The sequence below is a fragment of the Pseudomonas sp. PSE1(2024) genome, assembly GCF_050990555.1.
Classification (GTDB): domain Bacteria; phylum Pseudomonadota; class Gammaproteobacteria; order Pseudomonadales; family Pseudomonadaceae; genus Aquipseudomonas; species Aquipseudomonas aphyarum.
Window position 1 is genome coordinate 3,630,134 of record NZ_CP158967.1, and the last position, 13,180, is coordinate 3,643,313.

Genomic DNA, 13,180 nt, shown 5'->3' on the forward strand with positions numbered 1-13,180 from the left:
GTTACGTCATAGGCAGTTGGCGAGGGGCGCGACCGAACGGATGTCACACAAACTTCATGATTGAGGTGTATCCAGCCAAAAAAAATGGCGGCAACCCGAAGGTTGCCGCCATTTCTGTTACGACTGCGCGAGCTTACAAAGGACGACCGATGGTGTTGCACACGGTGGTGTTGTTGATGTCCAGGTTGTTGCCCGAGGTGTTGGTGATGAAGTTGGCGGTTACAGCGTTTTTCCAGGAATCAGGCACTGCGACGAACTTGTGAGCCTGAGTCGCGGCGTTGTTGCCCGGGATGCTGTAGTGCTTGGTCAGGAAGGCTTTGACGTCGGCGGCCACGGCTGCATCCTTGTAGCACTGACCGAAGATGAAGTTGGTGTAGGCAGCGAGCTTGTAACCCAGAGCCGGGTTGGCAACCACTGGCGACCAGTTGGCCGGGTTGGCAGCCTGGGCAGCGGTCGAAGGAGCGGTAACCGATGCCAGTGCCAGGTTGACGTTGGCCGAAGTCGGCTGAACACCGTTGACGCGGGCAACAACAGCGTTGCTGGTGGCATCGACACCGTCCGGACCGACGTAACCGATGGAGCCGTCAACTGCGTTCACGGCAGTGGCGACATCGGAAGTGTTGGCAACGCCGACCCAGTTCGAAGGCAGCGCGATGCCACCGATACGAGCGGCGGTGAAGGTGGTGTTGGTGGCGAATTGAGTCGGGCAGACGGCGTTCAGGTGACGGGTCAGAATTTCCGAAGTGCCGCTGGAAACGTTGCGATAAACAACGCGGATGGCGGTGGTATCGGAAGTGCCCAACAGAGCACCCCAAGTGGTTTTGGCGCCGGAGAACACGTCGCACAGTTGAGCGCTGGTCAGGTTCAGAGCGGTCTGACCGGCTTTTTTGTAAGGGATGGCAACCGAAGTGGCAACCGAAGGCAGTTGAATCAGCGGGCCGAACGAAGCGCCGTAGGTGCTGCTGTAGGTGCTGAGTTCCGAAGCGCTGAGGATCGAGTCGCTACCGGCGAAGTGCACAGTGCCAGTGGTGCTGAAGCCAGCCGGGTTGTTGGTCAGGAAAGCGGTCTTGCCACCGCCGCTGCCGATGGCTGCGTAGCTGAAGTTGGCTGGCAGGATGCTGTCGGACGAACCTTTGTACAGAGCGGCTGGCAGGGTTGCACCACCACCGGTAACGGCCATGGCTTGAGCGGAAGCCAGAGCGGCAACGGTCAGGGAAGCTGCGATCAGAGTGCGCTTGAACATGAGGAATCTCCTTTTCAACGTTGGTTGTGAACACAGGTTTTCAGGGGACTTGCATGACACTGGGAAGACTCACCGCCGACCATCGCAAGCGGGGTCCGTGGTTAAGTCGCACTGAGAAATTCGCAGTTTCCGGTGACAGATAAAGGAAAAAACCTCGGGAGGTGCAGGCTGTTTTTCGAGGGATTTTCTCGGGTGTTTTCGCGGTTGTGCGGAGTGTCTGCGGCGGGCATTTCGGGGGAATCGGCCACAGCCCTTGAAGGGCCGTTGCAGATGACAGAAAGGAGAACCCGAGGATGGGGAGAATCAGGGTCGGGTGATGCTGAGGCCGCTGAAAAAAACCTGAATTATTTATTGCTCTGACCGGCCTCTTCGTCGGATCGCCGCCCGGAGCAAGCCCGCTCCCACAGGAGTATGTATTTCAAATGTGGGAGCGGCTTGCTCGCGAAGGAGCCGGAACAGACAACATCAAACCAAGAGACACACCCCTACTGCACCAGTTGGTTGATCTCGATGATCGGCAACAACACCGCCATCACGATCACCAGCACCACCCCGCCCATCACCACAATCATCAATGGCTCCAGCAACGCGGTCATGCCCATCGCCCGGCGTTCGATATCGCGGGACAGGGTTTGCGCAGCGCGCTCGAGCATCGGCGGCAGCGCGCCGGTTTTCTCGCCGCTGGCGATCAGGTGAATCAGCACCGGCGGGAACACGTTCTCCACTTTCAGCGCTGCTGCCAGGTTGACGCCCTCGCGCACCTTGGCGGTGGCCTCATTGACGCTCAGGCTCAGACGATCATTCGACAAGGTCTGCCGCGCCGCTTCCAACGCGCGCAACAACGGCACCCCGGCGCCGCCGAGAATCGCCAGCGTCGAGGCGAACCGGGCGGTGTTCAGCCCCAACACAAACCGCCCGATCAGCGGCAGCTTCAGCACCCGATGATGCCAACTCAAACGCGCCGCGGGGTTGCGCAAATACAGACGCCAGCTCCAGAACGCACCGGCCATGATCCCGGCGCACAACCAGCCCCAGGCGCGGATGAAATCACTGGCATTAAGCATCGCCAGCGTCAGCCCCGGCAGATCCTGCCGCGCCTGGGAAAACGCGCTGACCACCTGCGGCACCACGTAACTCAGCAGGAAAATCACGATGCCGATCGACACCAGCCCGACTACACCGGGATAGATGAACGCAGTGAGAATCTTGCCGCGCAGGTTGTTGCGCTCCTCGATGTAATCCGCCAGCCGCTCCATCACCTGCGCCAGATCGCCAGACTCCTCGCCCGCCGCGATCAGCGCCCGGTAAATTTCCGGAAAATCCCGTGGTCGCGCCGCCAGTGCTTCGGCCAGGCGCATGCCGCTGCGCACGTCGGCACGTACGGCGCTGAGTGTGTGAGCGATGTGTTTTTTCTCCGCTTGTTCGACCGTGGCGCTCAACGCGGCCTCCAGCGGCAGACTGGCGCCGAGCAGGCTCGACAGTTGTCGCGTGGCCCAGGCCAGATCGTTGTCCGACAGCCGCGCACTGAACATTCCACCGCCGCCGTGCTGGGAGACGTTGCTTTCCTTCTCCACCGACAACGCCGTCAAACCACGACCGCGCAGCACGCCAAACGCAGCGCCCTGACTCTCCGCTTCCAGATGCCCGGACTCGATCTTGCCGCTGGCATCGGCGGCCTCAAAACGATAGCGATTCATCAGGCGTCCCGTGTCACACGAAGGATTTCTTCCGGCGCCGTGGCACCGCTGCGAATCCAGCGCTCGCCGTCCTCCCGCAGGCTGAACATCCCGGCCTTGCTCGCCGCCGCACGCAACGCCTGCTCCCCTGCCCCTTGGTGAATCAGGGTGCGGATGTCGTCATCGATACAGAACAACTCGTGAATGCCGGTCCGGCCGCTGTAACCGGTGTGATTGCACGCCGCACAACCGACCGGACGCCAAGTGCCGGGCGTCGCCGGATCTTCCTGTTTGCACTGATTGCACAGCCGCCGCACCAGCCGCTGGGCCAACACCCCGAGCATCGACGAGGCCAGCAGAAACGGCTCGACGCCCATGTCGACCAAGCGGTTCACCGCCGACACCGCGTCGTTGGTGTGCAGGGTCGCCAGCACCAGGTGACCGGTCAGCGAAGCCTGCACCGCGATCTGCGCGGTTTCGAGGTCGCGGATCTCACCGATCATGATGATGTCCGGGTCCTGCCGCAAAATAGCGCGTAGCGCGAGGGCGAAGGTCATGTCGATCTTGGCGTTGACCTGAATCTGGCTGATGCCCGGCAAGTCGTATTCCACCGGGTCTTCCACGGTGAGGATGTTGCTGGTGCTCGCATCGAGCCGCGCCAGTGCGGCATACAAACTCGTCGTCTTGCCGCTACCGGTCGGGCCGGTGACCAGCACGATGCCATGGGGCTGGCGGATCAGGTGATCGAGTTTGGCCAGCACCTGCGCGTCCATGCCCAGGGTTTCCAGATGCAGACGCCCAGCCTGTTTGTCGAGCAAACGCATCACCACCCGCTCGCCATGCCCGGTAGGCACGGTGGAAACACGAATGTCGATCGGCCGCCCCGCTACGCGCAACGCAATGCGCCCGTCCTGCGGCAGGCGTTTTTCAGCGATATCGAGCTGGGCCATGATCTTGATCCGCGACACCAGCGCGCCGTGCAACGCCTTGCGTGGCGAGACCACGTCGCGCAGCGTGCCGTCGACCCGGTAGCGCACCACCGAATGGGTTTCGAACGGTTCGATGTGAATGTCGCTCGCCTCGTCCCGCGCCGCTTGCGTGAGCAAGGCGTTGATCATGCGGATCACCGGCGCGCCGTCCTGCGTGTCGAGCAGGTCGGTGATTTCCGGCATGTCCTGCATCAGGCGGTCGAGGTCGACTTCGTTCTCCGCCGCACCGACCACCGCTGCCGCGCTGCCGGTATCGGCGTAGGCCGTGGCGAGCAAGCCGTCGAGTTCGTCATCGCGCACCCGCTCAAGCTTCGCCGCGCCGAACTGCCGGCGCACCTCGCTGATCGACCAGCCCGGCGTCGACGGGCACACCGTCAGCACGCCGTCGCGCAGCAGAATCCGCTGCGCCTTGGCCCAGGCGTAAGGCAATGCGCTCATTGCAGCGGCACCGCTTTGATCGTCGCGCGCGGGCCGGACACCGGTGCCGGCACGCCTTGGGCGGTGGTCGGCAATTGCGGCGCCTGCATGTCCGGCATCGCCCAGCTGCGCTGCGGTTGCAGACCGCCCTGAGCGCGGCGCATGAAGTCGTAACGGTTGAGCGTGATGCTGCGCCCCGCCGCGCTGTCGCGAATGATGTACGGGCGCAGGAACACCATCAGATTGGTCTTGGTGATCGAACGACGCTCGTTGCGAAACAGTGCGCCAATCCCCGGAATGTTCGAGAGCCACGGCACCGCGTCATTGCTCTGGCTGTAGCCATCCTGCAGCAAACCGCCGAGCACCATGATCTGCCCGTCATCCAGCAGGATGCTGGTATCGAGCGCCCGTTTGCTGGTGACGATCCCCGCCGAATTGGCCGCCGCCGAAGCGCGTTCGTCGATACTGCTGACCTCCTGATAGATGTCGAGCTTCACCGTGCCGCCCTCGGAAATCTGCGGCCGTACGTTGAGCTTCAAACCGACCTCTTCACGGGTCACGGTCTGGAACGGGTTGTTGCTGGTGCCTCCGCCGCCGGTGACGTAGCTGCCGCTGACAAACGGGATGGTCTGGCCGACGAAAATGCTCGCCGCTTCGTTGTCCAGGGTCAGCAGGTTCGGCGTCGACAACACGTTGGTGCCGCCCTTGCTCTTCAGGGCCCGGGCCAACACTTTCAAGTCGAGAATCTTGCCGATGCCGGGGATGTCGACGGTGCCGTTGACGTAGCCGAGGTTCAGGCCTTGCGGCAGCACATCGAGGCTGGTCTTGCCGTTGACGTTGATCCCGGAGCCGCCAAGGTTGGCGCCGCCGATCACGCCTTTGCCGCCGAGGTTGCCGGTCTGCCATTGCACACCGAATTCGCTGGCGTCGTCCTCACCGACTTCGACGATCAGGCTCTCGATCACCACTTGCGCGCGGCGCTGGTCGAGCAGATCGATGACTTCGCGCAGGTTGCGGTACAGCGGCTCCGGCGCGGAAATCAGCAAGGTGTTGGTAGTGGCGTCCGCCTGAATGGTCACGCCGCCGGCACTGAAGGCAACGTTTTGCTCGCTGCTTTGCGCATTGCTGCTGCCGCTGGTGGCGCTGCTGCCCTGAGCGTAACTGCCACCGGTGCTGCCGCTGTTGGTGGTCGATGTGCTGCTGTTGGTTTGCGTGCCGCTCTGGCCGTTTTGCCCGCCGCCCGAGTTGGTGGAACTGCCCATGTTGCTGAGCACCGAACGCGCATTGTCGCTGGTGCCGCTGTCGCTCTCGCCGGTCAACAAACCGCGCAGCGCCTGGGCCAGTTTGCCGGCCTGAGCGTTGCGCAGATACACCACGTGCAGGTTGCTCGGGTTGCTCTGGGCGTTGTCGAGTTTGTAGATCAGGTTGCGCGCCAGCTCCGTGCGCTCGGGGCTGCCGGCGCGGATGATGATGGTGTTGGAGCGCGGGTCGCCGATCACCGCGATTTTTTGCGTCGGGTCATTGCCCGGTGCGTCGAGCAGGTCGGCGACCATCGGCGCGATGTCGGCAGCGATGCCGTTCTGGATCTGCACCACGTCAGTGTCGATGGCGCTCGGGGTGTCGATGCCCTGAATCAGTTGCGCGACCCGCGTCAGGTTTTCCGCGTAGTCGGTGACGACGATAGTGTTGTTGCCCGGATAGGCGTTGATCGGGTTGTTCGGCGACACGATCGGGCGCAGGACCGGGATCAGGTTCACCGCGTTCTCGTATTGCAGGCGGAACGTGCGGGTGAGCATGCCGTTGCCGGCCGGTTTGTCGGCGCTGTAGATCGGCCCGCCGAGCAACTTGGCGTCGGCCTCCGGCACCACCTGCGCCACACCGCCGACATCCACCACGCTGAACCCCTGCATGCGCAGTGCCGCCAGCAACATGTCGTAAGCCTGATGCGCCGGCACCTGGCCTTCGGAGACCAGCGTCAGATTGCCCTTGACCCGAGGGTCGACCAGAAACTGCTGACCAGTCGAGCGCGACAACGCCCGCACCACCGCTTGAATATCCGCATCGACAAAATTCAGTGTCACCGGTTGATCGCCCAACGGATTGGTCGGCAACGTCGTACCCCGAGCCGCGCCGCCGCTGCGGGCGCGCTCGGTGATGTTGTGCAACTGCTTCGGCGCCGGTCTGACCTGAGCCTGCGCACGCTCGCGGTCGAGCACCGCGTCGCCACTGCGCTGGGTGTTGGCCAGCGGCCGGCCGAGTTCGCTGTCCACCAGCAGCGGCGGTTGATTCGGTGGCGTGGTGTTGCTGCACGCGCTCAATGCCATCAACAGCATCGGCAACGCCATGCGTTTGGATCCTGACCCCTTCATGAAGCTTCCTTAGCGCCCAGCGCCTGATCCATGCGTACGGTGCCCGACAGAGTGCCGGCGGTGTCATCGGTCGCGCCGTCGTCTGCGCGTTGCAGACGGGCCTCGACCACTTGCAGTGAAAAATTCCGGGGCTGGCTCAGCAGCCAGTCGAGTACGGCGTCGGCCGGTGCCGCGTCGAAGGTCAACTGCCAACCGGCGGACGCGGCCGCCAATTGGTAGTGGCCGCCCAGTCCGCTGGCCTGCAAGGTTTGCTGCAGCGACTGCTCCAGATTCTGCCCGTCCGGGCGCACGTTGACGTCGCGCAACAGCACTTCCAGCGCTTCGGCCTGGGCGCGCAATTTCGGGGTTTCGACTTGCGACGCGGCGATCTTCTTCAGCGGCGGTTGAACCAACGCCACCCACACAAACAACCCCAGCATCAGCGCCGCCATGCCGCCGACCATGCGTTTTTCCCGCACGGCCAACGGCTGCCAACGGGCCTGCATCTGAACGTTGAAGCGCTGCCAACCGGCGCGGTATTTCGCAAGCGATGGGCTATTCATCTTCGGCTCCGCTGCTGTCGTCGTTGTCGGTCGCGGCGGTCGCCTCGCCGGCCGGGCGCAGGACCCAGCCGTCGTCATTCGGGCTGATGCTGATGCCTGCCTGGGCCAGCGTGCCTTGCCAATCCTTGTCGTTGCCCGAACGTCGGGCCTCGGGCAGCAGACTCAATTGCAGCGCGCCGTCGACAAACTCCAGCCGCTGCACCGTGCCCGCCATGGACGGCATGCCACTGCCGGCCTGCGACACCAGTCGCGTGAAATCCTGCCCCGGCGCATCCACCGCGCCTTGCTGGCGAGCCGCGATTTGCTGACGCGCCTGTTGCAGCGGATTGAGGATCACCGGCAACTCGGGAAACGCCTGCTTTACCCGCTGCGCCATCTGCGCCTTGAGCTGCTGGCCCTGCCCGGCTTCGCGGGCCGCGTACAGATTCAAACCGATCACCCACACCGCCAGTGCCAGCGCACAACAACCGAGCGCCCTGCCCCAGCCGCGATGTTCGGTGCCCGGTTGTTGGAGGCCGCCGTGCAGGCCCCAATTCGGCAACGGACCGGAGCAACGTTGCGTGTCGGCCAACGTCGATTGCACCGCTTCCGGCGCGCCGTCACCGATCCAGTGCGCCGGCAGACCGGTTTCCAGCAACCATGCTTCGTCGATCATCGGCTGCACCTGCGCCGCATTAGGGCCATGGCGCAGCAACAGATGCTCGTCGTACAGGCAGCCGACGCCGCCCACCATCACCGGCAAACTGTAGGCCGCCGGGTACAGGCCTTTGAGGTTCAAGCCGAATTGCCCGAAGTGCTGCAAATCCTTGCGTGATACCCAGGCAATCTGCACCTGGCCGCTTTCATTGCGAGCGCTGTGGGCGATGTGCATCTCGGCGCTGTCACCGAGCATCAACGCCTGCGCCGCACATTGCACCGCCGCAGCGGTCTTGTTCGCGGGCAGCGGCGGCAGATCAATGCTCGCCAGCAGGCTGTCCGACGGGTGCAGAAAGCACACCAGCGGTTGCTTCGGCAGTGCGCCGAGCCGCACGCGTTCCTTGCGTGTGACCTGCTCCTGACGATCCAGCCACGCACAATCCACGTCACTGTCGAGACTCAGCTCCGCCAGCGGCGGCAAACTCACGCGCAACTGGCTCATACGCCCACCCGCGACCAAATCACTTGCGGCAAGCGGTCTTCACTGCGATGCAGCAACGCATCGAGGCTGACCCGCCGCTGATCCCGCCGCGCCTGCCCGCGCAGCCGAAACCAGTCGCTGGTGATGCCGACCTTGACGCTGGTGATCTCCAGTTGCGGCAGGCGCAGGCGATTGACGAAATCCCCGCGATTGATAAACCAGCGCCCGGCGTCGCGCTCATTGATCAACGCCTGCGCCCGCTCCAGCGACAACCCCGGCACATAAGCCGCCAGCACCGGCGCCGTGGCGGTGTTGCCGTTGAGCCAGGTGGTCGCCGGAATCACCGTCAGGTACGGCGCCAGTTTCGCCAACAGAGCATCGTTGACCCCGTCGACACTGCGCAAATCGTCAAGCGTGCGCAGCATCGGCAAAGTCGGCGCCTGCGGTTTACGCGACGCGGACGGCGACGTGGCGCGCCCGCTGTCGAAGGTGTTTTTCGCCACAGGCTTGTCCACCACCTGGGCATTCAACAGGTGCGGATAAGAGCCGATCACCCGCTGACTGATGCGCCGGCTCAAGCCGTTGCTGACACCGATCAACTCGCACAAGCGCTCGAACGCCTGCACCTGCGCGTCATCGATCCGCTCGTTGGCCACCAGATTGCGCAGGTTGAACTTGCCCTGCTCGTCCTCCAGCCGCCCTTCGAAACCCTGAGTGTTCAACCGCTGCGCCCACGGCTGATCGAGTCGGGTCAGCGGATCGCGCTGCCGCGCATCCCACAACAATTGCCGGCTGATCTCCAACCCGCCGTGCAACACCCAACGGCCCTGCACGCGCAATTGTTCGGCTTCCAGCGCCCGGGTCGAAACACTCTGGCGCGTCAGCATGCCGGCGGCGATCACCGCGACCACCGCCGCAATCAGCAGCGCACTGATGATCGCCATCCCCTGCTGGTTCGATTGGCTGTTCATGACGGCCTTACAACTGCCAGGAACCGATGTCGGCATTCACGCCGTCGCCGTCAGGCTGGCCGTCGGCGCCGAGGGAAAAGATGTCGATCTCGCCGTTGGCACCGGGATTGAGGTACTGATAAGGACGACCCCACGGGTCATTCGGCAGGCGCTCCAGGTACGAGCGCCAGTTGGTGTTCTTCGCATCAGCCGGCCGCTCCACCAGCACTTTCAGGCCCTGGCTCTGGCTCGGGTAAGTGCCGTGATCGAGGCGATACAGCTTCAGCGCCTGCATCAACCCGCCAATGTCCTGCTTCGCCGCCGTGGCCCGCGCCTGATCCGGCCGGTCGAGCACCTTGGGCACCACCATCGCCGCCAGAATCCCGAGAATCACCACCACCACCATGATCTCGATCAGCGTGAAACCCTGCTGCCCACGGGGCATCCGGCTCGGTCGACTGGGCTGTTTGAATTGCGCGATATCCATCTCGTCATTCCCTGGCTTGATTCGATTCGACGCGCAGTGTTGCAAGAAGATATGTCAGGGATGTTGAAAATCCTCGGGTGTTTTCGTCGTCAAGCCGTCAAGCACGGGCGTTAGCGTCAAGGGCTGCCCGACTGCCCGAGCCCCCGATGCGCACCCCCTCCCCACAAGCCGGATTCACCCTGATTGAAGTGCTCGTCGCGCTGGCGATCATCGCCGTCGCCATGTCCGCCGCCGTGCGCGTGGCGGGGTTGATGACCCAGAGCAGCGGGGTTTTGCGGGATCGTTCGATTGCGATGATTGCGGCGCAGAGTCGGATGGCTGAACTTCGGTTGGAGGGGCGATTGCCGATGGGGGTTAAGGCGGTGGAGTGTGATCAGGGGCGGTTGTTGTTGCGGTGTGAGCAGGTGATTGGGGGGGCGGAGAATGGGCGGTTGTTGAAGGTTGGTGTGCAGGTGTTTGATCGCAGCCAGGAAGCGCCGGCGTTGGCGCGGTTGGAGACGTTACTCAGCCGCCCCGAAAATCCCTAGCCCTCCCGAAACGTCAGACCGCTGGTATGCAGCAGAATGTACCGAGAGATATTTCCGACAACCACATGAAAATCTTCACCAACTCGCACACACCGCGTTGAACCCCATAATCAACTCGAACGCCTACCTCCAAACCCATAATCAACTCGGTCGCCCAGGTCGATGTACAACGCCAGACACCTCGGTCGGCCCCCTCTCCCTCCGGGAGAGGGCTGGGGTGAGGGCCGCTCTTGACCCACCCGTTTAACGCGCCCAAAAACCCCGTTTAAAAGACACCAACCGTAACGTCCTCAAGGCTACACAACCTTGCGTCATTACCTACGACTACGCCAGAATCCGCCGGCTTGTGCGTCTAATGCGCGGGTCTTATCGTTTCCGGGTCACTGAAAAACAGTGATCGGGTTTGGTAGCCCGCACATGAGTTCTGCACAGCATCACCATTCGCGGCGTCGTTTCGTCTCGGCTTTATGGTGGTCATGCACAGGGCACCTTCGGGTGCGCCGGGTTCCTCATGTGCCGGTCTACCAACCTGAGCATGGCCGCCACCTTCGTTTGGTAGCGAAATTGGATGGCCTCCCTTTTTTGAAGCATGAGGAGTTACATCTATGATCAAACCAACACCAAACCCACCCGAAACCGACCCAGTTTCCCCCTACCAATTCCCCGACTCCCGAACCCTCAACGAAGCCGCCGAACGCGCCCTCGACCACTACCTCACCCCACAGCAACGCATCATGGGCAGCCACCACAAACACGACCCCATGTACCTGGCCAACCCGGCGTACAACACCGAATCCCTCCTGGCCAACGCCAGCGAATCACTGGGATCGGCCAGCGAAATGCTCAACAACTTCGCCGCCACACTTGAGCCTGCCCATCGCAAGACCGCGATAGGGATTGCGCAGTTGGTGATGTTGAGCGAGTTGGCGGTGAATCAGGCGTTGGATCATGTTGAGGTAAAGGCGTAAGCGTCTGAGTGCTGTAGCTCAATAGACGAAAAGAAAATGGCCGAGGTTGTCAGGTGTGACTGACGACCTCGGCCAAATGCGTTTTTCTCTATACCAAAAGCCTCAACCGATCCGAACGCGAAGGCGTTACGGGCTACTCGCCTCAAGATCATTCACAACCCGTCAACCGAAGAATTGTAAGAAATGTTGAGCGCAACATTTGCCTAAGGCATCCTGTGCGACGCAAACGTACAGGGTGCGGATTCTGATGCTCCCGCTCTACCAAACGTTTGATGCTCGCACTATCTCAGTGGCCGGAATTTCTAATCCAATCAGGCCAAGGACAACTGAATCTTTGAAAAGGAACTTCCCGTGAGTGGAAAACCTGCAGCCCGAGTGACAGATCCCACCAGTTGCCCGCTCCCGGGGCACGGCACAAATCCCATAGTCAGCGGCTCTCCCAATGTCAATTTCGACGGCCTTCCCGCCGCTCGGATGACCGATAAATCCGCATGCGGTAGCCCGATCACCGGCGCGGTCAGCTCGACGGTTTTTATCAATGGCCTGAATGCCGCTACTAAAGACAGTACCGGTGGCCACGGCAACGTGGTTGTAGGTGGCTCCGGCACGGTCATTATTGGCGACACCATCGTATCAGCGCCCTTCAGCGGCCTGATGCCAATGCCGGTGCACTTCAACGACAAGTTCAGGCTTATTGACGACGAGTCAGGGGAGCCCCTGGCTAATCTTGATTACGCCATTCAGCGAGCTGACGGCAGTATTGAGCACGGTGTCAGCGACTCAATGGGGTATACGCACGTAGTTAGCTCACACCTCGCCGAAACGATCCAACTGTTTTTGGAGGATTGAACATGGATGTCAAAGCAAATAACGGAAGTTTTCCTCATGGCTGAAGTCATTAGCCAAAACGGCCGAAAAATGTCACCTGTAGCCACTAGAACGGTGACACCTGTCAAAGACTCCAGCCCTAAAGCTGTATCCGTAGATGCAAAGCAACAAAAGAGGCGTGCCGAGAATGCGGAGTTCTTAAAGAATCAAAATGTGAAGGCCTTTCTGGATACGTTGGCAAAAGTCGAGGGTGGCGATTATCACGCGAAATTCGGGTATGGCTGGGCAGCCGGCTGGAAATCCGGGAAGTGGACATTCAGTGATGAGTCTACTCACCCAGGACCAGGTCATGGTGGTTCAACGACAGCTTCTGGAAGGTACCAAATCACGAAAGCCACATGGTCGGAACTCTCCATCAAAGCAATGGGGCTAACTGACTTCAGCCCCGGAACCCAGGATTTGATTGCCGTTGAGCTCCTGCGCAACGTGAGTGCCATCGAACCGCTGATCGGCGGCGACTTAAAAACGGCAGTTGGAAAAGCATCAAAAAAATGGGAAGCGTTGCCTATGGGACCGGGGTTGGGAAACCGACCAATCAACGGAAAGCCTTCCGGCCAACCTTATACCGACTACGACGAAGTAGAAAAAATATATAAAGGCTTTGGTGGTACTGTTAAATGAAACTAAAAATATTAGCCATCAGCCTTTTATGTTGCGTCAGTTTTTTTTCTAGCGCAGCAGACCTTCCTATCAAAGAGGGAATGCCATTTTCGAAAGCCCGAAAAGCTTTGATCAAAAATGGCTGGAAGCCGAATCCGACCTACTCCGGTGAGTTCGGGGTTGAAAGCGTCATCCAAAGAAAAGGCTTCAGTGAAATCGAGTCTTGCACGGAAGGCGTCCGTTACTGCAGCTTCAACTACATCAAGAACGGAGATTGCTTAGGTGTAGGAACTGTTGGTGAAGAAGTCAAAGACATGAAGGTTTATTCCTGGAACTTCAAATGCCCTGAAAAGGATTGAATCCAGAAATCAAAGGGGACAGAAACCTGTTCCTTTTTGTGGAACGAT

13 protein-coding genes are annotated in these 13,180 nt (G+C 61.2%); 5 read left to right on the top strand and 8 right to left on the bottom strand.

Features of this window, described 5'->3' with window-relative positions; genetic code table 11:
* Window positions 1-133: 133 nt before the first annotated feature.
* The 8 genes from ABTV87_RS16250 to gspG all read right to left on the bottom strand — a co-directional run bounded on the left by ABTV87_RS16250 (window position 134) and on the right by gspG (window position 9,790).
* A complete protein-coding gene (locus tag ABTV87_RS16250) occupies window positions 134-1,243 on the bottom strand; it encodes a substrate-binding domain-containing protein (RefSeq protein ID WP_258711857.1) in 1,110 nt (369 codons plus the stop codon).
* Window positions 1,244-1,728: 485 nt separating this feature from the next.
* Entirely contained in the window at window positions 1,729-2,940 is a 1,212-nt protein-coding gene (gspF, locus tag ABTV87_RS16255) for a type II secretion system inner membrane protein GspF (protein ID WP_433897915.1), read from the bottom strand.
* Window positions 2,940-4,346, bottom strand: a complete 1,407-nt coding sequence (gene gspE, locus ABTV87_RS16260; RefSeq protein ID WP_039768906.1) for a type II secretion system ATPase GspE — start codon at window positions 4,344-4,346, stop codon at window positions 2,940-2,942. Before gspE ends, gspF begins: the two co-directional genes overlap by 1 nt.
* Entirely contained in the window at window positions 4,343-6,694 is a 2,352-nt protein-coding gene (gspD, locus tag ABTV87_RS16265) for a type II secretion system secretin GspD (RefSeq protein ID WP_433897916.1), read from the bottom strand. Before gspD ends, gspE begins: the two co-directional genes overlap by 4 nt.
* A complete protein-coding gene (gene gspM / locus ABTV87_RS16270; RefSeq protein ID WP_433897917.1) occupies window positions 6,691-7,236 on the bottom strand; it encodes a type II secretion system protein GspM in 546 nt (181 codons plus the stop codon). The genes gspD and gspM overlap by 4 nt, the downstream gene beginning before the upstream one ends.
* Window positions 7,229-8,374 carry a type II secretion system protein GspL gene (gspL, locus tag ABTV87_RS16275; RefSeq protein WP_433897918.1) on the bottom strand — a complete coding sequence of 382 codons (1,146 nt, stop codon included), beginning with the start codon at window positions 8,372-8,374 and terminating at the stop codon, window positions 7,229-7,231. Before gspL ends, gspM begins: the two co-directional genes overlap by 8 nt.
* Window positions 8,371-9,324, bottom strand: a complete 954-nt coding sequence (gene gspK / locus ABTV87_RS16280) for a type II secretion system minor pseudopilin GspK (RefSeq protein WP_433897919.1) — start codon at window positions 9,322-9,324, stop codon at window positions 8,371-8,373. The genes gspL and gspK overlap by 4 nt, the downstream gene beginning before the upstream one ends.
* Window positions 9,325-9,331: 7 nt before the next feature.
* Window positions 9,332-9,790 carry a type II secretion system major pseudopilin GspG gene (gspG, locus tag ABTV87_RS16285; RefSeq protein ID WP_085610505.1) on the bottom strand — a complete coding sequence of 153 codons (459 nt, stop codon included), beginning with the start codon at window positions 9,788-9,790 and terminating at the stop codon, window positions 9,332-9,334.
* Window positions 9,791-9,936: 146 nt separating this feature from the next.
* On the opposite strand from gspG, the gene gspI reads away from it, so the two are divergent.
* The 5 genes from gspI (at window position 9,937) to ABTV87_RS16310 (ending at window position 13,132) form a co-directional block, all read left to right on the top strand.
* Entirely contained in the window at window positions 9,937-10,317 is a 381-nt protein-coding gene (gene gspI, locus ABTV87_RS16290) for a type II secretion system minor pseudopilin GspI (RefSeq protein ID WP_433897920.1), read from the top strand.
* 605 nt (window positions 10,318-10,922) lie between these two features.
* Window positions 10,923-11,285 carry a DUF6124 family protein gene (locus ABTV87_RS16295; protein WP_025109836.1) on the top strand — a complete coding sequence of 121 codons (363 nt, stop codon included), beginning with the start codon at window positions 10,923-10,925 and terminating at the stop codon, window positions 11,283-11,285.
* Window positions 11,286-11,636: 351 nt separating this feature from the next.
* Complete coding sequence (locus ABTV87_RS16300; RefSeq protein ID WP_433897921.1) at window positions 11,637-12,134, top strand: PAAR domain-containing protein; 498 nt, start codon at window positions 11,637-11,639, stop codon at window positions 12,132-12,134.
* Window positions 12,135-12,170: 36 nt separating this feature from the next.
* A complete protein-coding gene (locus ABTV87_RS16305; RefSeq protein WP_433897922.1) occupies window positions 12,171-12,794 on the top strand; it encodes a hypothetical protein in 624 nt (207 codons plus the stop codon).
* Window positions 12,791-13,132: a hypothetical protein gene (locus ABTV87_RS16310; protein WP_433897923.1), complete on the top strand. Its 342-nt coding sequence runs from the start codon at window positions 12,791-12,793 to the stop codon at window positions 13,130-13,132. Before ABTV87_RS16305 ends, ABTV87_RS16310 begins: the two co-directional genes overlap by 4 nt.
* The last annotated feature ends 48 nt before the right edge of the window (window positions 13,133-13,180 follow it).